Genomic DNA, 19,824 nt, shown 5'->3' with positions numbered 1-19,824 from the left:
GACGGAATAAAATGAATATTCATAAAAAGAAGTTGGTATAAGGGACTCGGCACAACACGGACGAAAGGGAGACGCATGCCGGCAATCTTTTCCACGGGCGACCGCGACGCCATGCGGCGGAGAATGATCGAGGCGGGCTGGGCCTGCCTGCTCGAGCGCGGATACCGTGGGACCCGCGTTGAGGACATCACGCGCCAGGCGGGGATCGCCCAGGGCACCTTCTACGGGTTCTTCTCGTCGAAGGCGGAGTTCGTGGCCGAGATGGTGGCTGAGAACCGGCGCGAGCTGCTGTCCCGTCTTGGGGGCATGCTCGGCGAGTCCGGGGAGGCGCCGGGCCGCGACGAGCTCGGGAGGTGGATGCGCGAGGTCTGGCACAGCGACCGAAGCATCTTCCGCTGCATCGGGATGCGCGACTACCGCAAGATCCGCGAGCTGCTGCCCGACGACCTCGTCCTGGGGCCCGAGCTCGAGGGGGGCGCGCTCGAGCGCATCGCACGCTCCGTCAGGGCGCTCGGCGCCTCGTCCGACCCGCGACTTGCCGCCGCGCTCCAGCGCGTGTGCGCGATCATGCTGCTCGAGCGCGAGGAGATCGACCCCGACGTGCTCGAGCGGGCGGTGGACGCCCTCGTCGAGGACACGCTCGACGCGCTGTATGGGCCGGCGGGCGAGAAGGGCGGCGAGGCCCGATGACTGAGGATCTGACGACGGGCGAGAGGGGCGGGGCGCCCCGTCGCCCGCGCCGCGGGGTGGCCCTTCTCGCCATCCTGCTCATGACATTCATGGAGACGCTCGACGGCACGATCGTCAACGTCGCCCTGCCCACGATGCAGGCGGAGCTCGGCGTCGGGGCGACCGAGATACAGCTCGTGGCGAGCGTGTTCCTGGTGACGACCTGCGCCTTCCTGCTCGTCTTCGGGCGGCTTGGAGACATCGTGGGCAAGGTGCGCGTGTTCCAGGCGGGCGTGGTGCTCTTCACTGCCGGCTCCGCGCTCTGCGCCCTCTCGGCGACGCTGCCCATGCTCGTCGCGTCGCGTGCCGTCCAGGCGCTCGGCGTGGCGTGCAGCCTCGCCAACAACCAGGGCATCATCACCGAGCTCTTCGCCGACGGCCGCGGGCGCGCCCTCGGCCTCGTGGCCACGTTCACCGCGCTCGGCGCCATGGCCGGCCCGACCGTGGGCGGTGCGCTCGTCTCGGTCTTCCCGTGGGAGTCGATCTTCGTCATCAACGTGCCGATCGGCATCGTCTCGCTCGCTATGGGCGTCTGTGCCCTGCCGGCGACGCGCCTCGCGCAGCGGCGGCCGCTCGACGTCGCGGGGTGCCTGCTCGTCGTCCCCTCCATCCTGCTGCTCTTTGCGGCCATCACGCTCATGGAGACCGAGGTCGGTCCCGCCTCGCTCGCCATGCTCGCCGTCGGCGCCCTGCTTCTCGTCGCCTTTGCCCTGGTGGAGCGCCGCCAGGCAGAGCCGCTCGTGCGCCTCGACGTCTTTCTGAGCCCGAGCTTCGACATCGACCTCGTGGCGATGGTCCTCGTGTTCCTCGGCCTGTCCGGCGTGACGATCGTCATGCCGTTCTACCTGCAGGACGCGCTCGGCCTCGACCCGGGCGTCGCGGGCCTCGTGATGGCGTGCTACCCGCTCGTCAACGCGACGGTGGGGACGCTCGCGGGCGCGCTCTCGGACCGCGTGGGCTGCATCAAGCCCACGCTGCTCGGACAGGCGGTGTTCTCCCTGGGGCTCGCCCTGCTCTCCCACCTCGCGCTTGACACGCCGGTCGGGGCAATCGTTGTGCTGCTGATGTTCACCTCGCTCGGCTCGGCGCTCTTCCAGTCTCCCAACAACTCGCTCATCATGGGCCATGCGTCGCCCGAGACGCTCGGGTTCGTGGGGTCCCTGGGAAACCTGATGCGCTACCTCGGCCAGTCGCTCGGCATCACCGTGTCGATGGGGGTGCTCTACGGCACCATGAGCGCCGAGGCCGGCCACCGGGTGACGAGCTATGCGGAGGGTGGCGCCGCCCTCTTCATGGACGGGCTGTCGACGGTGTTCCACCTGCTCTCTCTGCTCGTCATCGTGGGCCTCGCGCTCTCGCTCGTGCGCACCCTCGTGATCGACCGCCGGGCGCGCGGCTAGGGTCGCGCCACGCCATCCCCGCCCGGGCTCTCGGAGGGTGCTCGCCGCTCGCCCGCGCGCCCGCAGCGCGCCGAGGGTCGGACTCTTGGGAGCGGCCTTCCGAACGAGCCTGCCGGAGTCCCTCCAAACTGCTAGACTGCCGTTTCCAGAGCTGAAAAACCCGCCCGGGGCCATCCCCGGGCATGTCCGAGGAGGCGCGGTGGAGGAGCAGGCGGGGGACGCGGTCGAGCCCGTGTCCGGGTCGGTGACGGAGGACGAGGCGGCGCGGGGGGAGCGTCTGTCAAAGCGGAGGATGGCCTACAGCTTCCCGGCGTTCTTCGGCCTGCTCAACGTGGGCCTCATCCTCACCGCCATTGCGCTCGTGCTCTTCAAGACGCCCAACCACCTCGCCTTTGGCGGCACCACGGGCTTTGCCATCCTGCTCAACACCGCCGTGCCCGCGCTCTCGGTCTCGGTCTACATGTGGATTCTGAACGCGGTCCTGGTGCTCCTGGGCCTCCTCTTCCTCGACCGCAGGGCGGTGCTCTGGAGCGCCTTCGCGTCGTTTGCCCTCTCGGGGTACACCTCGCTCTTCGAGTGGCTCTTTCCCGTGACCCAGTCCATCACGGGCGACCTCTGGCTCGACGTGTGCTTTGCGGTGCTGCTGCCGGCCGTGGGCTCCGCCATCGTCTTCGACATCGGTGCCTCCACCGGCGGCACGGACATTCTGGCCATGATATTGCGCAAGCACACCGACATCGAGATCGGCAAGGCGCTCTTCGCCGTGGACGTGGGCGTGGTCGTGGCGGCCATCGGGCTCTATGGGCCGCGCGTGGGCCTCTACTGCGTGCTCGCGCTCATCGGCAAGACCTTCGTCGTGGACGGCTTCATCGAGTCCATCCGCCAGCGCAAGGTCTGCCAGGTCATCTGCTCGCACCCGCGCGAGGTGGAGGAGTTCATCGTCAAGAAGCTCGGGCGCACGGCAACGGTCACACAGGGCTGGGGAGCCTACTCCGGCCGCCGCGTGACCATCCTCACGAGCGTGCTCTCGCGCCGCGAGGCCATGAAGCTGCGGCTCTTCGTCCGCGCGATGGATTCGGGCGCCTTCATCACCATCACGAGCAGCTCAGAGATCATCGGCCGAGGCTTCCGCGGGGTCAACTAGCCGCCGCGACGGACGCGCCGCGGCGGCCGACCAGCGCGAGCGCGATCGCGCAGACGCCGAGAAGGGCGGCGACCACCAGGCCGAGCCCGGGGGTGAGCGTGAGCTCAAGCCCCGCGACCCCGCGTCCCACGGCCCAGGGGTTTCCCCGTGCGACCGAGCGGACAACCAGGTAGAGCTGCCAGCTCATCGCCGAGCAGAGCACGGAGACCACCGCGGCGTCGGCGACCACGAGCGCGCCCGCCACCACGGGGCGCCAGGCGCGGTGCGCGCCCCGGAGGTCGAGCGCTGCGAGGGTGATGGCGGCGCCGCACGCCAGCACGTGGCCGGCGCAGAGGGTCCACAGGAGGGTCGCGAGGCGCCCTCCGGTGGCGCTCTGAAGGAATGTGACAATCTCCGAGGCGCGCTCCTCGACAAGCGGCATGCTTCGCAGCGACTCCAAGGCGGTGAGCAGCGCGTCTGCCAGTCTGCCTGCGGAGAGCGGCATGGTCGCAAGAGGAAGCTCGACGCCCACGATGCCCACGGTCCCGAAGAGCGCCAGCGCTCCCGCCGCGATCCCCAGAACGGCCGGCCAGGCTTCCGTGCCGCGCATTCGCATCATCTCCCGTCGCCTCTCCGTCCACAGGTGGCCTTGGCTCCATCCAAGCCTAGGGCCAGAGGACGGGTGCAGCTGCGAAAATGACGTCGAACATGCATCTCATACACATCCGCGGAGCGGGGAGCGCCCCTGCGGCTTCCTCGCTCGCACGGAGCCGCGCCAGAGCGACGCCTCGGTGCGCCGGACCTACGCGTCCTTCTCGCTGGCGCGCGCCTCGTCGAGGTAGCTGTAGAGGGTGTACTTTGAGATGCCGAAGAACTTGCAGACCTTGGGGCCGCTCTTGGTGATGAGGAAGGCCCCTGTGTCGTTGAGGTAGCGGATCGCGCGGACCTTCTCCTCCTTGCTCATGAGCGCCACGGGGGTGCCCACGAGCTGCACGCTCTGCTCGATGAGGTCGTCCAGGAGGTCGGCCACGCTGCGCACGATGGGCTCGGGCTCGCGCGGGGCGCTCGGCTCCGTGCCCACGACCTCTGCGATCGTGTCGCCCATCGCACGAAGGATCGTGATGTCGTAGTTGATGGCGAAGATGCCCACGGCATGCCCGTCCTCGTCGCGGATGAAGACGGTCGAGGACTTGAGGATCTTGCCGTCCGCGGTCTTGGTGAGGTAGGCGGGACGGTCCTCGAGCTTGGCGTCGCCGGCGTGCAGCGCCTCCAGCACCACGTGGCTGGGGCCGTCGCCGAGCTTGCGGCCGGTGACGTGGCCGTTCTCGATGGCCACGATGGAGTGGCTGGGGTCCTTCGTCTCGAGGTCGTGCACGACGACCTCGCAGCTGCTGCCAAACTGCAGGGCAAGGGCGTGGGCGAGTCGCTTGTAGAAGTCGAGCTGCTCCTCGGTCATGGGGCCTCCTCGATTGGCGGTGCGATGAGAGCATACTAGCCGATTTGCTGCGACTTCAAACTTTTTGTTAGGCGTCCGAACCTGGAGATTCGGCTCGCCCTGGCGAGAAAAACGGGCTCTGACGTGGCGTTATTTCACGGCGTAGATAACGGTATTTTTCTTGTGACGGGGCCGTGTCCCGACCGCTCACGCCCCGCAACCTACCGTCTAACAGATTTTCATCAAAGCAGACAAATTGTTAGACATCTCTCGCAATACTATCGAAACATAGTCGGAGCATCGTGGAGAGGACGATCATGGCTAAGACGCAAGCGACGGGGGTCAAGAGCGCCCACGACTACCTGTTCCAGCGCGAGGGGATGCCGCCCGTCGGCGAGATGATCCCCTGCGCCCTGCAGCACGTGCTGGCCTCCTTCGCCGGCATCATCACCCCGGCGATCCTCATCGCGGCCACGTTCAACTTTACTGCCCAGGAGAAGACCGACATCATCCAGGTCGCGCTGATCCTCTCCGCCATCGACACGGCGCTGCAGGCCTTTGCGCCGTTCCGCCGCATCGGCGGAAATCTGCCCATCGTCATGGGCGTGTCGTTCGCGTTCCTGCCGGCGCTCCAGGCCATGGGCGCCACGTTCTCCTTCGGCGCGCTTCTCGGCGGCGAGATCGTGGGCGGCATCGCGGCCATCCTCTTTGGCATCTTCTACGGCAAGCTCAAGGCGTTCTTCCCGCCGGTCGTCACGGGCACGGTGATCTTTACCATCGGCGTCTCGCTCTACCCGACGGCCATCAAGTACATGGCCGGCGGCGAGGGCACTGCGCTCTGGGGCACCCCGCAGGCCTGGTGCGTGGCGCTCGTCACGTTTGCCGTGGTCTTTGGCCTCAACAACTTCGCCAAGGGCACCCTCAAGCTCGGCAGCGTCTTCTTCGGCATGATCGCCGGCATCATCGTGTCCGCGCCCTTCGGCATGCTCGACTTCTCCGCAGTGGGCTCGGCCGGCATCTTCGCGTTCCCCAAGATCATGCCCTATGCCATCGAGTTCCACCCCGAGGTCTGCATCACGCTCGCCGTGGTCTACCCGATGGTCGCCATCCAGGTCATCGGCGACGTCTCCGCCGCCTGCCTCGGCTCCATGGACCGCATGCCCGACGAGCGCGAGCTCTCCGGCGCCATCGTCTCCCAGGGCTGCACCTCGCTCGTCTCCGCCTTCATCGGCGGCCTGCCCACCTCCGCGCTTGGTCAGAACGTGGGCATCATCTGCTCCAACAAGGTCGTCAACAAGTGGGTCTTCGTGATCGTGGCGGCCGTCTTCGCGGCGGCGGGCCTGCTCCCGCAGCTCTCCGCGCTGCTCACGGCCATCCCGCAGCCGGTCATCGGCGGCGCCACGGTGGGCGTCTTCGGCACCATCACCATGAACGGCGTCCGCATGTTCACCAAGGACGGCCTCACCCCGCGCACCACCACCATCGTGGGCACCTCCGTGGTCTTTGGCCTGGGCATCTGGATGGCCTCCGGCTGCCTTGCCGGCGAGGGAATGCCCAGCTGGGTGACCACCGTCATCGGCTCCAACGCCATCACCCCGGCCGCCATCATGGCCATCATCCTGAACCTCATCCTGCCGGTCGACCCGCCGCACGAGATCCGCAAGGCGGCCACCAAGGAGCAGGCCGTCGCCAAGGTCATGCCCGCCAGCAAGGAGTAGGCGCAGGGCCCGCACCCTACGCACCCGTCCTTCTCGCCCGCAAAGATAGGAGAAGAAGATGCTGCTCGTAGCAAACGGTCGCGTCATCACGCGCGACGCAGACACCCCCTACCTCGAGCACGGAGCCGTTGCCATCGACGGCGAGAAGATCGTGGAGGTGGGCCCGGAGGCCGAGCTCGCCGAGAAGTACGCTGGCGCCGAGTACGTGGACGCCCACGGCGGCGTCATCATGCCGGGCCTCGTGAACTGCCACACCCACATCTACTCGGGCCTGGCCCGCGGCCTGTCCATCAAGGGCTGCAACCCCACCAACTTCCTCGAGAACCTCGAGCAGCAGTGGTGGAAGATCGACGACAACCTCACGCTCGACGGCACGCGCGCCTCGGCGTACGCCACGGTGCTCGACTCCATCCGCGACGGCGTGACCACGATCTTCGACCACCACGCGAGCTTCTGCGAGATCCCGGGCTCCCTCTTTGCGATCAAGGACGTCTGCGAGGAGACGGGCATCCGCGCGTGCCTCTGCTATGAGACGTCCGACCGCCGCGGCCCCGAGAAGCGCGACCAGGCCATTGCCGAGAACGCCGAGTTCGCGCAGTGGGCCTCCCAGCAGGATTCCGGCATGATCGCCGCGATGTTTGGCGGGCACGCCACCTTCACGCTCTCCGACGAGACGATGGACAAGATGGCCGAGGCCAACAATGGCCTCACCGGCTTCCACATCCACGTCTGCGAGGGCATGAACGACGTCTGGGACAGCCGGCAGAAGCGCGGCGGCATCTCGCCGATCGAGCGCCTGCTGCAGCACGACCTCCTGGGTCCGCGCACGATGCTCGGCCACTGCATCCACGTCACGCCCGCCGAGATGGACATCATCAAGGAGACCGGCACCCACATCGTCAACAACCCCGAGTCCAACATGGGTAACGCCGTAGGCTGTGCGCCGGTGCTGGAGTTCTTCCGCCGCGGCATCCCGGTGCACATGGGCACCGACGCCTACACGCACGACATGCTCGAGAGCCTCAAGGTCTTCCTCATCATCCAGCGCCACAACGCGGCCATGCCCAACGTGGGCTGGGTCGAGGCCATGACGATGCTCTTCCAGAACAACCCCGCCATGGCGAGCGAGTACTTTGGGCGCAGGATCGGCGTTCTGGCGCCCGGCGCCGCGGCCGACGTCATCGTGATGGACTACCCGGTCTTCACGCCCTTCTCGGACGAGAACATCGACGGCCACATGCTCTTCGGCATGATGGGCAAGAACTGCCGCACCACCATCGTCAACGGCAAGGTGCTCTACCGCGACCGCGAGTTCGTGGCCTTTGACGAGGAGCGCATCAACGCCTGGACCCTCGAGCAGTCAAAGAAGCTCTGGGGCACGCTCAACGAGCGTACGTACTAGGAACCGTTGGCCGGGCGCGAGGGGCGCCCGGCCCCACTCGGCCTCCGCGGGGCCGAACGTCACCCTTTCGCCGGCGCGCGGTCTCGCCGGCGGGCGTGGGAGGAAACCTCCCGCAGGAGAGGAGCAACAATGAGCGACGTCATGAGGCCGATCCCGTTCGCGCAGGTCATGGACTGGATCCTGACCGAGCACGACACGCAGGCCAGCATCTTCGGGGTGCGCAAGGCCTACGTCCACGAGGGCGGCGCCGAGCCGATCTTTGCCGAGAAGATCGAGACCCCCTTTGGCCCGGCCGCCGGCCCCAACACCCAGCTTGCGCAGAATATCGTGGCCTCCTACGTGGCGGGCTCGCGCTTCTTCGAGCTCAAGACCGTCCAGATCATGGACGGCGAGGAGCTCTCCGCCTGCGTGAACAAGCCCTGCATCGTGGCCGAGGACGAGTGCTACAACTGCGAGTGGTCCACCGAGCTCACCGTCCCGCAGGCCTTCGCGGAGTACGTCAAGGCCTGGTGGGCCTGCAAGCTCATCGCCCGCGAGTACGGCCTCGGCGACCCGGACGGCTTTGTCTTCAACATGTCCGTGGGCTACAGCCTCGAGGGCATCCAGAGCCCCAAGGTCGACACGTACATCGAGGGCATGAAGGACGCGTCCGGCACCGACGTCTGGGCCGAGTGCCGCGACTGGGCCCTCGCCAACCTCGACCGCTTCCAGAACGTCGACGCCGACTTCGTCAACGCCGTCTCCCCGCAGGTCTCCAACTCCGTCACCGAGTCCACGCTCCACGGCTGCCCGCCTGACGAGATCGAGCGCATCGCCACCTACCTCATCACCGAGAAGGGCGTGAACACCTACATCAAGTGCAACCCCACGCTCCTGGGCTACGACTTTGCCCGCGAGCGCCTGAACGAGCTCGGCTTTGACTACATCGTCTTCGATGACACGCACTTCCGCGAGGACCTGCAGTGGGCCGACGCCGTGCCCATGTTCGACCGCCTCATCAAGCTCTGCGCCGAGAAGGGCCTCGCGTTTGGCGTCAAGCTCACCAACACCTTCCCGGTGGACGTGACCCGCGGCGAGCTGCCGAGCGAGGAGATGTACATGTCCGGCCGCTCGCTCTTCCCGCTCACGATCGAGCTGGCGCGCCGCATCGCCCGCCAGTTTGACGGCAAGCTGCGCATCTCCTACTCGGGAGGTGCCGACGCGCGCAACATCCGCGAGCTTTATGCGGCCGGCATCTGGCCGATTACCATGGCCACCAACGTCCTCAAGCCCGGCGGTTACGAGCGCTTCTTCCAGATCGCCGGTCTTCTCGCCGGCGCGCCGCGCTCCGAGGACGTGGACGTTGACGCCGTGACCGAGCTCGCCGCCCGCGTGTCCTCCGGCAAGGACTACCAGAAGCCCATCAAGCCGGCCAAGCCGCACAAGGTCGACGCCGAGCTGCCGCTCATGAGCTGCTTCACGGCGCCTTGCCGTACCGGCTGCCCCATCCAGCAGGACATCCCGGCCTACCTCTCCCGCGTGGACGAGGGGAAGCTCGCCGAGGCGCTCCAGGTCGTCGTCGAGCGCAACGCCCTGCCGCACATCACCGGCAACCTCTGCCCGCACCCCTGCGGCGCCAAGTGCGAGCGCAGCTTCTACGAGCCCGAGGGCGCGCGCATCCGCGAGTCCAAGCTCGAGGCGGCCCGCGGCGGCTTCGACGAGGTCGTGAAGAAGCTCCGTGCCGCCGGCCCGGCCCGGCTGGCCTCCGCGGCCGACAAGAACGTCGCCGTGATCGGCGGCGGACCGGCCGGCCTCGCCACCGCGTTCTTCCTCACGCGCGCCGGCACCAAGGTCACCATCATCGAGCGCACGGACAAGCTCGGCGGCGTGGCGCGCCACGTCATCCCCGAGTTCCGCATCTCCCACGACGACATCGACAAGGACGTGGCCCTCTGCCTCGCCTTTGGCGCGCAGGTCCAGATGGGGCGCGAGGTCACGAGCGTGGCCGAGCTCTTCGACGAGGGCTTCACGGACGTCGTGGTTGCCACGGGCGCGTGGGCGCCGGGCAAGGTGGGCCTCAAGGCCGGCGAGGAGATCGACGTCCTGGAGTTCCTCGAGGCCGCCAAGGCCGGCGAGCCCATGGAGCTCGGCACCGACGTCGTGATCGTGGGCGCCGGCAACACCGCCATGGACGCCGCGCGCGTGGCCAAGCGCGCCGAGGGCGTGAAGAACGTGCGCATCGTCTACCGTCGCACCAAGAAGGAGATGCCGGCGGACGAGGAGGAGCTGCAGCTCGCCCTCGAGGAGGGCGTTGAGCTCTGCGAGCTTCTCGCCCCGATCGGCGTGGCCGACGGCAAGCTGGCCTGCGAGGTCATGCGCCTTGGCGCGCCGGACGAGTCCGGTCGCCGCCGCCCGGAGGGCACGGGCGAGACCGTGCAGGTCCCCGCCACGGCCGTGATCTGCGCCGTGGGCGAGCAGATCGAGCGCGGGCTCTACGAGGGCGCGGGCGTGGAGGTCGACCGTCGCGGCCGCCCGGCTGGCACCGCCACCGGCGTGGACCACGTCTGGGCTGCCGGCGACTGCCGCCGCGGGCCGGCCACCTTCGTGGAGGCCATCGCCGACGCGCAGGCCGTTGCCCGCGACCTGGCCGGCGTCGACTTCAACAAGTACGCCGAGAAGAACGTCCGCGCCGACAAGCACGACGCCATCATGGGACGCAAGGGCGACATCTGCCTCGACGTGGCCGGCTGCGCCACGAGCCGCTGCCTGGGCTGCGCCACCGTCTGCGAGGTCTGCTGCGACGTCTGCCCCAACCGCGCCAACGTGGCGATCAAGGTGCCGGGCCTCGCGCAGGAGCAGGTCGTCCACGTGGACGGCATGTGCAACGAGTGCGGCAACTGCGCCGTCTTCTGCCCGTGGAGCGGCCGCCCGTATAAGGACAAGCTCACGCTCTTCTGGAGCGCCGAGGACATGGACGCGAGCGAGAACCGCGGCTTCCTGCCCGTCGAGGGTGGCTTCCGCGTGCGCCTGGCCTCCGGCGAGGGCGTCTACGACGTGGACGACGCCGCGTGCGGCCTGCCCGAGGACGTGCGCCTCACCATCCGCGCCGTCCGCGACGACTACGGCTACCTGCTGGCCAGGTAACGCATCCGCGTGGCGTGCAAAAGGGACAGTCACTTTTGCACGCCACGCGCTTTTCGGGAATCCGTGCAAAAGTGACTGTCCCTTTTGCACGCCACGAGGGGAGTACACCATGGACGACGAGACCAGGCGCATCTGGGTGGCCGAGACGGGCTGCATAGGCTGCCGCCTCTGCGAGCGCGCGTGCCCCGCGGGCGCCATGCGCGTGGAGGACAAGCAGGCGCGCATCGACTACGCGCTGTGCATCGCGTGCGGCATGTGCGCCACCAAGTGCCGCAAGGGCGTCATCCACGACACGCTGGGCATCTACGCCCCGGCCCAGTAGGGGAGGAGACCATGGCAGCCAACGTCAAGGCACCCGCCGAGTACCGCTTCACCGTCAACGGCGAGGAGCAGGTCGTCACGTGCGACAAGCCGCTCCTGCGCTACCTGCGCGACGACCTCAGGCTCACCTCCGTCAAGGACGGCTGCTCCGAGGGCGCCTGCGGCACCTGCACCGTGCTCGTGGACGACCGCGCCACCAAGGCGTGCGTCCTCACCACGCGCCTGGCCAACGGCCGCGACATCGTGACCGTGGAGGGCCTGCCGCACGAGGAGCAGGAGGCCTTCGTCTACGCCTTCGGCGCGGTGGGAGCCGTGCAGTGCGGCTTCTGCATCCCCGGCATGGTCATGGCGGGCGCGGCCCTCGTCCACAAGGTGCCCGACCCCACCGAGGACCAGGTCAAGGTGGCCATCCGCGGTAACGTCTGCCGCTGCACCGGCTACAAGAAGATCATCGAGGGCATCCTGCTCGCCGCCGCGATCCTGCGGGTCGAGAAGAGCATCGACCCGGAGCTCGAGCGCGGCGACGACTACGGCGTGGGCAAGCGCGCCTTCCGCGTGGACGTGCGCCGCAAGGTGCTCGGCTACGGCAAGTACCCCGACGACATCGACGAGCGCGACTTCCCCGACCTGACCTACGCCAGCGCCGTGCGCTCCAAGCACCCGCGCGCCCGCGTGGTCAAGATCGACGCCGAGAAGGCCCGCGCCATGCCGGGCGTCCTCGCCGTGCTCACCGCCGCCGACGTGCCCGTGAACGCCGTCGGGCACCTGCTCTACGACTGGGACGTCATGATCGCCGAGGGCGACGTCACGCACTGCGTGGGCGACGCCATCGCGCTCGTGGTGGCCGAGGACGCCGCCACGCTCGAGAAGGCCAAGAAGGCCGTGAAGGTGGAGTACGAGGTGCTCGAGCCCGTGCGCTCGATCGAGGAGGCCCGCGCGGAGGGTGCCCCCGTGCTCCACAAGCCCTACCTCGCGTTTGGAAATTGGGTCACGCCCGAGAACAACATCTGCCAGCAGCGCCACGTGGTCCGCGGCGACGCGGCCGCGGCGCTCGCGGGCGCCGCGCACAAGGTGACGCGCACCTTCAGGACGCCGTTCACCGAGCACGCGTTCCTCGAGCCGGAGTGCGCCGTGGCCTTCCCGTACAAGGATGGCGTGAAGGTCTGCTCGTCCGACCAGGGCGCCTACGACTCTCGCAAGGAGATCGCCCACATGCTCGGCTGGGACGCCACGCCGGAGCGCGTGGTCGTGGAGACCATGCTCGTGGGCGGCGGCTTCGGCGGCAAGGAGGACGTCTCCGTGCAGCACCTGGCCGCGCTCGCCGCTCTCGCCGTGAGGCGTCCGGTCAAGGTGCGCCTCACGCGCCAGGAGTCCATCAACTTCCACCCCAAGCGCCACTACATGGAGGGCACCTTCACCCTCGGCTGTGACGAGGACGGCACCTTCGTGGGCCTGGACTGCGAGATCAACTTCGACACCGGCGCCTACGCGAGCCTGTGCGGCCCGGTCCTAGAGCGCGCCTGCACGCACTCCGTGGGCCCGTACTGCTACCAGAACACCGACATCCGCGGCTTTGGCTGGTACACCAACAACCCGCCCGCCGGCGCGTTCCGCGGCTTCGGCGTGTGCCAGAGCGAGTTTGCGCTCGAGAGCCTCATCGACCTTCTCGCCGACGAGGTGGGCATCTCGCCGTGGGAGATCCGGTACAGGAACGCCATCGAGCCGGGCAAGGTCCTGCCCAACGGCCAGATCGCCGACCGCTCCACCGCGCTCAAGGAGACGCTGCTGGCCGTGAAGGACGTCTACGAGGCGCATCCCGGCCACGCCGGCATTGCGTGCGCGATGAAGAACTCCGGCGTGGGCGTGGGCCTGCCCGACGCGGGACGCTGCAAGATCCGCGTGGAGGACGGCCGCGCGGTGGTCTACTCCGCCACCTCCGACATCGGCCAGGGCTGCAACACGGTCTTCCTGCAGGACGTGGCCGAGGCCACGGGGCTGCCCCTGTCGCACATCGCCAACGGCGAGTGCTCCACCGAGAATGCGCCCGACTCCGGCACCACCTCCGGCTCGCGTCAGACGCTCATCACCGGCGAGGCCGTGCGCGGCGCGGCGTTTTTGCTGCGCGACGCCATGCTCGCGGTGGAGGAGGGCACGGAGACCGGCACGGAGCCCGTGGTCGCGCACGGTGACGGCTTTGTGGTCGAGTACGCCGACGGCACGCCCTACGTGGGGCCGGGCGCGGGCTACCACGCGAGCGACCCGGTCGCCGCGCTGGCGGCGCTCGAGGGGCGCGAGTTCTCCTACGAGTACCTCGAGAAGACCGACAAGCTCGGAGCGGACGTGCCCAACCCCAAGAGCCATGTGGCCTACGGCTACGCCACGCACGTGGTGATCCTGGACGACGACGGCCGCGTGACCGAGGTCCACGCCGCGCACGACTCCGGGCGCGTGGTGAACCCGATCGCCATCCAGGGGCAGATCGAGGGAGGCGTGCTCATGGGCATGGGCTACGCGCTGACCGAGCGCTTTGACCTCGAGGACTGCGTGCCGCAGGTGAAGTTTGGCACGCTGGGCCTCTTCAGGGCGCCGGACATCCCGGACATCCACGCGATCTACGTCGAGAAGGACGAGCTTCTGGACGTGGCGTACGGCGGCAAGGGCATCGGCGAGATCGCCACGATCCCGACGGCGCCCGCGGTGCAGAACGCCTATCGCGCGCTCACCGGCGAGCTGCAGTGCGAGCTGCCGCTCAGGCACTCGTACTACTCCCGAACCTGACAAAGGTCCCGGGGGAGTTTGTCATAACCTGACAAAGGTCCCGGGGGAGTTTGTCATCATTCCCGCGGCTAGGAAGCTCCGCCTCGTCGCACATCCCTTGCTTGGGGCCCGCCGGTTTGCCATGCCCGGCGGGCCCTTCGCGCTTGAGGACGCCTTAAGCCCGGAAGCCGAGTGCTGCGGAGGCAAAGTTGACGGACTTCTCGTTTCTCTCAGCCACCTGCAGATAGAGCTTGAGGTCGGCAGTGATGACGGGAATGCCCTGATCGGCAAGCTCAACATAGGAGGCGTCGGTAAAACCTAGCCACATGAACGGCCTCTGCTCGACCACCTTATCGGCGGGGACGTGCTTCTCGCTGAGACCCTCACCAGATTGGATGAGCTCCTTCAGCATCTGATAGCAATGCTGTTGGGAGCCCTTGTCGGAGTCCAGGAGGTTGGTCGTCTCTGCAAGGCATCCTGGCGTGACGACGATTTCGTCATAGCTTGCAAGAAGCTTGCAGAGCATATCGTAGGAGTCGGCATCGTATGCGGCAAGGCGCTTGTGTCGGGCTATCGCCTCGCGATTTGCAAGCCCAACAAGGAGGAGCAGAAAGACGTTGGTGTCGAGCGCGACCCTACGACGGCTCATGGTAGGGTTCCATCTTCTTGAGCTCGAGCGTGGCTCCGTCGAGGGTGAGGGTCTTGTACGTGCGCAACGACCTTGGGCTCGCGGAGAGTCCCGCGAGGGCCGTAGTCGGCAGGTCGCTTCCAAGGACATAGCCAACAACGACGCGCCAGCTGGTCCCGTCCTCGCTCAGCTCGATTCCCTCGAGGGCTGCGTATTTGGCCTCAGGGATGAGCTCGACAAGGATTTCAACTGCCCTCTTTGCAGCGGCTTGAGCCGACGAGATGTCCATGATGATTCCTTCCAACTGGCCTTCCCCTCTCGTTGATTGTATCGATACGGCAGGGTGCTGACTTCTCGTCTCACGCCCTCTCGAACATCTGCTGGCGCACCTCCTCCTGGTTCCATCCATTGAGCCCCCAGAGTGGAAGCTCCCGGTAGACCTTCTCCATGGCGAGAAGGACGTTGGGGTCCGGCTCGTCTCGGAAGGGGTCGTAGTCGCGCGATCCGGGCGGATAGGTGTAGATCATGAGAAACTCGGCGTCCTCGTAGGCGCGGTTGTCGTTGACGTCGATCATGGTCGAAGCAATGAGTGCGGACCGGTTGACCTCCTGGGCTATTTTGAACCGCTCCATGTCTTTCTTGGCGCGGTCCTTTCGCCCGAGGCGGATGGCGAGGAGCTCATCGATGAGCCTCTGCGTGCAGGGAGCTTCCTTGATAAGTGCTGGGTGCCCCTTGACCAGCTCGTCGAAGGTCAACTCCTTGATGGGATGAGCGCGATGACGCTCAACAAGCTCCGCCCGGAGCTCCCGCTCGCGCTCAAGCTCGGCAGGGAGCTCCTTTTCGTAACGGTCCATGTGCTCCCAGTCGTTGTGCTTGATGTGGTAGAAGAACCATTCGGCATGCCCGGAATCCGAGAAGGCGGAGGCAAGGGCGTACTCGACGCCCTCGTGTGCCCAGGTCTTGCAGGCACCGTTCCAGGAGGCTGGCCTCTGTGCCGCCGCCTCGCGCATGGTCTCATAGCCCATCGGTAGCTCAGGGAATGCCTTGACGTACAGCTCCACCAGGTCGTCAATGGGTATGACCCCGCAGAGCTCTGCGTAGGTGTCCGCAAACGCTTCCGGGTCGGACGCGACCTCAAACGGGGTGTGCTGAGCGCGCTCGTACATGATGTGGTGCTGCATGGGGGCTCCCTGTCTCTCGTGATGGGGAGACCCTAGCACCTCGGCCGGGCTCCTTGTCTTGCAAGTAGCTTCCACTTGGCTGCGCGCCCAGCTTGAGACGGTCGTTCTTCTCGAAAGAGATGGGTTTGCGTCGGCGGGCGGTATGGTTTTGCCTCCCGGCGGAGGGGTGCTTCGTACTCGGCCCCTCTCGGCCGGCATTGTCAGTACGGAGCGGGACCGCTCGTCACGATTGGTACCGCGCCGCGCGCCCCGCCATGGCGCGCTGCCTCAGGCGATCCGTGGCCGCACCCATCGTACGCACCACGGCACGCACGGCCGGGCCTGCCACGAAGAGCTGCCAGAGCAGCGCCATGGGGAAGTTGAGGGCGACGGTCTGGAGCCACGTGGCCACGAGCTCGCCCGCGGGCGGCTGCTTGAAGACGAGCGTTGCGACCAGGCTCATCATGGGGCACATGGTCCAGCAGGTGAAGGCGCCGCGCAGGATGGTGACGAGCACCTGCGGGCAGCGGTCTGCGTCCGGGAGCCGCTCGACCAGGCGCGCCGCGACCCTGCCGCCGACGAGCGACTCGAGCACGATGACGGCGGCCATGAGCGGCACGATGTCGGCGAGCGGCGCGGCGAAGAGCTCGGTCCTGAGGCCGCCCGCAAGGAGCGCCTGGTTGTAGAGCTCCATGCCGTAGACCATGGCAAAGGCCATGAGGATCGAGAAGACGATGCGTTGGGTACGGGTTCTGGGCATGGCTTTCCCCTCTGCCCAGCCCTTTTGGGTGCGTCGCCGCGCCGCGGAAGGGCAACTGGACTTATGCCTTCCGCAGCGCGTTGCAGCGTCCCATGGTAGCGCGCCGGGTGCGGTGGGGCGCCAAATCTTCACAGAGGGGAGGAGGCACAGCCAAGGCTCGCTGTGTGCTGTCGGGTGCGCCCCGGATAGGCTCAGCATCCAGTGATCAATCAGTGGCTTCTGACTGCGCTTCCTCTAGGATGGCGAGCGCGGCATGGTATCTCTCGCGTCGCCGGGCGAGCTCGTCTGCAGGCGGCTGCGCCCCGCCTGCATAGCGCGTCTCGTCCATGTTGTGTCGGAGGTCGGCGCGCTTGACCGAGCGTGCGATGGGGTTGGCCGCAAGGGCGCGCACGTAGTCGAGGTAGGGCATGCCCGGCTGGTGCGTGAGCAGGCGAAGCGCGTCGATTATCTCCGCCGGGAACTCCCGGGCGAGGTCCTCCAGGGTCACGTCCGTGTCCTCAACGACGTCGTGAAGGAGTGCGGTGCAGGTGGTTGCCTCGTCGTCCATCTGCTCGGCGAGGTGGTAGGGGTGGAACACGTAGGGTGTCCCGCACTTGTCCACCTGGTCGGCATGCGCCTCGTAGGCGATGTGCAGGGCTCGGTTCGTGAGCGGCGTGTAGATCATGGCGGGGCCTCCCTGTTGCCGTCTGGCGCGACCATCAGTTTACGTCTTCGAAGCGGGCACGTATCTGCCCGGGCAAACACAGGGACCGCTTGCTGACAAATATTATTCTAGATAGAATAATTCTGTATAGAATAATCTTCGCCGAGAGGAGTCAGCCATGCGCACTTTCGTTGACCGCGAGGCAGAGCTTCAGGCCCTTGAGCGCGAGTACGCACGCGAGGGGTCCTCCTTCGTCGTTGTCTACGGTCGTCGCCGGGTTGGCAAGACCGAGCTCATCTCCCGGTTCATTCGTAACAGGCGTTCCCTCTATTACCTGGCGACGGAGGAGCCCGAGCTCCAGAACCTCGAAAGCTTCCAGTCCGTGGCGGCCGACTTCCTCCAGAGCGATCTGCTCCGCGCCGCGCGCATCTCGCGCTGGGAGGACGTCTTCCGTGAGATTGCCCGCGCGTGCGGTCCCACGGACGAGCGTGCCGTCATCGTCATCGACGAGTTCCAGTACCTCGGCAGGGCAAACCCTGCCTATCCATCGATTTTTCAGCGAATCTGGGACACGATGCTCAAAGACGCCAACGTCATGCTCGTTCTCTGCGGCTCGCTCATCTCGCTCATGAGGGACCAGGTGCTCTCGGAGGAGAGCCCGCTCTACGGTCGCCGCACGGCGCAGATCAGAATGGGTCAGATTCCCTTCTCGCGCTACCGGGAGTTCCTTCTGGGACGCTCTACGCGAGAGCTGGTGGAACGCTATGCCGTGACCGGTGGCGTTCCCAAGTACATCGAGCTCTTTGAGGACGAGAAGGACGTCTACTCTGCAATCTCCGCCAACGTCTTGGACCGCAGCGGCTTTCTCTACGACGAGCCAAACTTCCTGCTCCAGCGCGAGGTGCCTGATGTGGGAACCTACTTTGCCCTCATCCGCGCGATAGCCGGGGGAGCTCATCGCCCGAGCGAGATCTCGCGTTCCTTCGGGATCAAGCAAACCAGCTTGAACAAGTACCTCAAGACCCTCATCGGCCTTGACGTCCTTGAGCGTCAGGTGCCCGTTACGGAGAGCAACCCCGACAAGAGCAAGAAGAGCCTCTATCGGATAAAGGATAACTTCCTCCAGTTCTGGTTCCGGTTCGTGCTGCCCAACCTGAGCTATCTGGAGACGGGCCGCACGGCTGCCGTCGAGAAGCGCATCCGAGAGCACTTCATCGACGGGCATGTGGCATACGTGTACGAGGATGTCTGTCGCGAGCGCCTGTGGGATCTGGCGGACTCCGGAGAGCTTGGGTTCGTGCCGGAGCGCGTCGGCCGCTGGTGGTCGGGGAGTGACGAGATCGACGTTGTCGGCCTGAGCGCGAGCGAGGGTCGCGCCGTCTGGGGCGAGTGCAAGTTCTGGAAGGATCCCGTCGGCGCGAACGTTTTGCGAGCGCTTGAGGAGAAGGCGGCGCGCGTCCCGTGGGAGCGGGGCAGGCGAACGGACGCTTTTGCGCTCTTCAGTGCGAGCGGCTTTACGGACGAGCTTCGGGAGATTGCTGGAGCGCGAGATGATGTAGTGCTCGTTGACGACTCGGAGTAGAGGGCACGTTAGGCCTGAACGGGGCGCTCTTTGAAAGGCGTGCTACTGGCAAACGACCCACGTGCCGCCGTGTGCTGCACCCTCGCGCCTGAGCTTACCCTCCTTGCGGAGGCTCGCCACAAGGCGCTCTGTGGAGCGCTTGGAGCAGCCGAGAAGGTCGGCGAGCTCCGCAATCGTCCCCTTGGGGTGAGCCGAGAAGTACGCGAGGGCCTGTCGGACGCGGCTCTCCCTTTGGGTCTCCGGTAACGAGAAGGGGAGCAGCGCGTCGCGAATGACCTGAAGCATGAACGTGACGAAGTGATCCGAGGAGCCCGCGGCGTTGGACTCCGCCAGCACACGGTAGTACTCATGCTGCCGCTCGCGAATGACGCTCTCGACGGGAAGCCATGCAAGGGCAGGCCTCCAGCGCGAGAGCAGCAACGTGTGCCAGAGCCTTCCCGTTCGTCCGTTGCCGTCGGCAAAGGGATGGATGAACTCGAACTCGCAGTGAAAGATGCACGATGCGAGGAGCGGGTGAAGATCGGTCGCGGCAAGCCACCCGAAGAGGTTCGCCATGACCTGTGGAACGTAGTTCGCCGGCGTGCCGGCATGGATGAGAGTGTCCCCGTCAAAGACCCCGACGTCACCGGAGCGGAAGCAGCCGGCATGTTCGATAAGCCCATCCATCATGACTCGATGGGCGCGTAGGAGGTCATCCAGGCTCAGCGGGTCGAGGGAGTCAATGAGCTCGTAAGCCCGCTTTGCGTTTTCGACCTCGAGGATGTCCCTTGCGGGTCCGAGGACGCGCTTACCGTCCATGATGGCGGTCACGGCTTCCTCGGAAAGTGTGTTTCCCTCGATCATGAGGGATGAGCGAATGGTACGGATGCGCAGCTCGCGGTGGAGGGTGTGGCTTGTGCCGAGGCCCGAGGAGGGATGCAGCATGCCCACGAGCTCCGCTATCTCCATGCAGAGATTGTCGATTTCCGGTGTTCTCTCAAAAGGTGGCTCGTATCCCATGCGACCTCCTTTTACCGTCACTATTTTACCGCCAATGGCGGTAA

At 66.7% G+C, this 19,824-nt stretch carries 17 protein-coding genes; 9 read left to right on the top strand and 8 right to left on the bottom strand.

The features are described 5' to 3' along the window. Positions 1–75 precede the first annotated feature (75 nt). The 3 genes from BQ7391_RS11725 to BQ7391_RS11715 all read left to right on the top strand — a co-directional run bounded on the left by BQ7391_RS11725 (position 76) and on the right by BQ7391_RS11715 (position 3,273). The gene (locus BQ7391_RS11725; RefSeq protein WP_075280766.1) at positions 76–690 is read left to right on the top strand and encodes a TetR/AcrR family transcriptional regulator; all 615 of its coding nucleotides are present in this window, start codon (positions 76–78) and stop codon (positions 688–690) included. Beyond that, positions 687–2,129 carry an MFS transporter gene (locus BQ7391_RS11720; RefSeq protein ID WP_075280765.1) on the top strand — a complete coding sequence of 481 codons (1,443 nt, stop codon included), beginning with the start codon at positions 687–689 and terminating at the stop codon, positions 2,127–2,129. The genes BQ7391_RS11725 and BQ7391_RS11720 overlap by 4 nt, the downstream gene beginning before the upstream one ends. Positions 2,130–2,328: 199 nt before the next feature. After that, the gene (locus BQ7391_RS11715; protein ID WP_235858679.1) at positions 2,329–3,273 is read left to right on the top strand and encodes a YitT family protein; all 945 of its coding nucleotides are present in this window, start codon (positions 2,329–2,331) and stop codon (positions 3,271–3,273) included. Here the strand turns inward: BQ7391_RS11715 and BQ7391_RS11710 are convergent. After that, positions 3,266–3,871 (bottom strand): hypothetical protein, encoded by a 606-nt coding sequence (locus BQ7391_RS11710; RefSeq protein ID WP_075280764.1) that lies wholly within the window; start codon positions 3,869–3,871, stop codon positions 3,266–3,268. The two genes, BQ7391_RS11715 and BQ7391_RS11710, sit on opposite strands and share 8 nt — an antisense overlap. A 183-nt stretch (positions 3,872–4,054) precedes the next feature. Continuing rightward, on the bottom strand, positions 4,055–4,708 hold the full coding sequence (locus BQ7391_RS11705; protein ID WP_075280763.1) for a helix-turn-helix transcriptional regulator: 654 nt from the start codon (positions 4,706–4,708) through the stop codon (positions 4,055–4,057). 296 nt (positions 4,709–5,004) lie between these two features. On the opposite strand from BQ7391_RS11705, the gene BQ7391_RS11700 reads away from it, so the two are divergent. The 5 genes from BQ7391_RS11700 (at position 5,005) to xdh (ending at position 14,029) form a co-directional block, all read left to right on the top strand. Then, on the top strand, positions 5,005–6,405 hold the full coding sequence (locus BQ7391_RS11700) for a uracil-xanthine permease family protein (RefSeq protein WP_075280762.1): 1,401 nt from the start codon (positions 5,005–5,007) through the stop codon (positions 6,403–6,405). Between the two features lie 58 nt (positions 6,406–6,463). Beyond that, positions 6,464–7,807, top strand: a complete 1,344-nt coding sequence (ssnA, locus tag BQ7391_RS11695; protein WP_075280761.1) for a putative aminohydrolase SsnA — start codon at positions 6,464–6,466, stop codon at positions 7,805–7,807. A gap of 129 nt (positions 7,808–7,936) precedes the next feature. Next, complete coding sequence (ygfK, locus tag BQ7391_RS11690) at positions 7,937–10,930, top strand: putative selenate reductase subunit YgfK (RefSeq protein WP_075280760.1); 2,994 nt, start codon at positions 7,937–7,939, stop codon at positions 10,928–10,930. Between the two features lie 109 nt (positions 10,931–11,039). Beyond that, complete coding sequence (locus tag BQ7391_RS11685) at positions 11,040–11,252, top strand: 4Fe-4S binding protein (RefSeq protein WP_075280759.1); 213 nt, start codon at positions 11,040–11,042, stop codon at positions 11,250–11,252. Positions 11,253–11,263: 11 nt separating this feature from the next. Continuing rightward, on the top strand, positions 11,264–14,029 hold the full coding sequence (gene xdh / locus BQ7391_RS11680; protein ID WP_075280758.1) for a selenium-dependent xanthine dehydrogenase: 2,766 nt from the start codon (positions 11,264–11,266) through the stop codon (positions 14,027–14,029). Between the two features lie 154 nt (positions 14,030–14,183). Here the strand turns inward: xdh and BQ7391_RS11675 are convergent, their stop codons facing one another. From BQ7391_RS11675 to BQ7391_RS11655, 5 genes are all read right to left on the bottom strand, one after another. Then, positions 14,184–14,657, bottom strand: a complete 474-nt coding sequence (locus BQ7391_RS11675) for a PIN domain-containing protein (protein ID WP_075280757.1) — start codon at positions 14,655–14,657, stop codon at positions 14,184–14,186. Continuing rightward, entirely contained in the window at positions 14,644–14,925 is a 282-nt protein-coding gene (locus BQ7391_RS11670; protein WP_075280756.1) for a hypothetical protein, read from the bottom strand. The genes BQ7391_RS11675 and BQ7391_RS11670 overlap by 14 nt, the downstream gene beginning before the upstream one ends. Before the next feature lie 70 nt (positions 14,926–14,995). Next, positions 14,996–15,817 (bottom strand): hypothetical protein, encoded by an 822-nt coding sequence (locus tag BQ7391_RS11665; protein ID WP_075280755.1) that lies wholly within the window; start codon positions 15,815–15,817, stop codon positions 14,996–14,998. A 223-nt stretch (positions 15,818–16,040) separates the two neighbouring features. Then, positions 16,041–16,556 (bottom strand): DUF2798 domain-containing protein, encoded by a 516-nt coding sequence (locus tag BQ7391_RS11660; RefSeq protein ID WP_075280754.1) that lies wholly within the window; start codon positions 16,554–16,556, stop codon positions 16,041–16,043. Positions 16,557–16,761: 205 nt separating this feature from the next. Then, positions 16,762–17,220, bottom strand: coding sequence for an HD domain-containing protein (locus tag BQ7391_RS11655; RefSeq protein ID WP_075280753.1), 459 nt, complete (start codon positions 17,218–17,220; stop codon positions 16,762–16,764). 157 nt (positions 17,221–17,377) lie between these two features. Here BQ7391_RS11655 and BQ7391_RS11650 point away from each other — a divergent pair, with 157 nt between their 5' ends. Continuing rightward, positions 17,378–18,781 carry an AAA family ATPase gene (locus tag BQ7391_RS11650; protein ID WP_075280752.1) on the top strand — a complete coding sequence of 468 codons (1,404 nt, stop codon included), beginning with the start codon at positions 17,378–17,380 and terminating at the stop codon, positions 18,779–18,781. A gap of 42 nt (positions 18,782–18,823) precedes the next feature. On the opposite strand, the gene BQ7391_RS11645 is transcribed toward BQ7391_RS11650, so the two are convergent. Continuing rightward, positions 18,824–19,780, bottom strand: coding sequence for a Fic family protein (locus BQ7391_RS11645; RefSeq protein ID WP_075280751.1), 957 nt, complete (start codon positions 19,778–19,780; stop codon positions 18,824–18,826). Positions 19,781–19,824: the final 44 nt, after the last annotated feature.

This window comes from Thermophilibacter provencensis (assembly GCF_900128445.1).
In the GTDB taxonomy this organism is placed as follows: Bacteria; Actinomycetota; Coriobacteriia; order Coriobacteriales; family Atopobiaceae; genus Thermophilibacter; species Thermophilibacter provencensis.
Note: the sequence above shows the minus strand (reverse complement) of the source record. Positions and strands in the feature narration are given on the sequence as shown.

What these genes read in the sequence shown, in the direction of transcription:
- BQ7391_RS11660 (WP_075280754.1), bottom strand. Translation starts at nt 16,556, where the DNA reads ATGCCCAGAACCCGTACCCAACGCATCGTCTTCTCGATCCTCATGGCC.
- BQ7391_RS11710 (WP_075280764.1), bottom strand. Translation starts at nt 3,871, where the DNA reads ATGATGCGAATGCGCGGCACGGAAGCCTGGCCGGCCGTTCTGGGGATC.
- xdh (WP_075280758.1), top strand. Translation starts at nt 11,264, where the DNA reads ATGGCAGCCAACGTCAAGGCACCCGCCGAGTACCGCTTCACCGTCAAC.
- ygfK (WP_075280760.1), top strand. Translation starts at nt 7,937, where the DNA reads ATGAGCGACGTCATGAGGCCGATCCCGTTCGCGCAGGTCATGGACTGG.
- BQ7391_RS11705 (WP_075280763.1), bottom strand. Translation starts at nt 4,708, where the DNA reads ATGACCGAGGAGCAGCTCGACTTCTACAAGCGACTCGCCCACGCCCTT.
- BQ7391_RS11700 (WP_075280762.1), top strand. Translation starts at nt 5,005, where the DNA reads ATGGCTAAGACGCAAGCGACGGGGGTCAAGAGCGCCCACGACTACCTG.
- BQ7391_RS11670 (WP_075280756.1), bottom strand. Translation starts at nt 14,925, where the DNA reads ATGGACATCTCGTCGGCTCAAGCCGCTGCAAAGAGGGCAGTTGAAATC.
- BQ7391_RS11725 (WP_075280766.1), top strand. Translation starts at nt 76, where the DNA reads ATGCCGGCAATCTTTTCCACGGGCGACCGCGACGCCATGCGGCGGAGA.
- BQ7391_RS11720 (WP_075280765.1), top strand. Translation starts at nt 687, where the DNA reads ATGACTGAGGATCTGACGACGGGCGAGAGGGGCGGGGCGCCCCGTCGC.
- BQ7391_RS11650 (WP_075280752.1), top strand. Translation starts at nt 17,378, where the DNA reads ATGCGCACTTTCGTTGACCGCGAGGCAGAGCTTCAGGCCCTTGAGCGC.
- BQ7391_RS11675 (WP_075280757.1), bottom strand. Translation starts at nt 14,657, where the DNA reads ATGAGCCGTCGTAGGGTCGCGCTCGACACCAACGTCTTTCTGCTCCTC.
- BQ7391_RS11655 (WP_075280753.1), bottom strand. Translation starts at nt 17,220, where the DNA reads ATGATCTACACGCCGCTCACGAACCGAGCCCTGCACATCGCCTACGAG.
- BQ7391_RS11665 (WP_075280755.1), bottom strand. Translation starts at nt 15,817, where the DNA reads ATGCAGCACCACATCATGTACGAGCGCGCTCAGCACACCCCGTTTGAG.
- ssnA (WP_075280761.1), top strand. Translation starts at nt 6,464, where the DNA reads ATGCTGCTCGTAGCAAACGGTCGCGTCATCACGCGCGACGCAGACACC.
- BQ7391_RS11645 (WP_075280751.1), bottom strand. Translation starts at nt 19,780, where the DNA reads ATGGGATACGAGCCACCTTTTGAGAGAACACCGGAAATCGACAATCTC.
- BQ7391_RS11685 (WP_075280759.1), top strand. Translation starts at nt 11,040, where the DNA reads ATGGACGACGAGACCAGGCGCATCTGGGTGGCCGAGACGGGCTGCATA.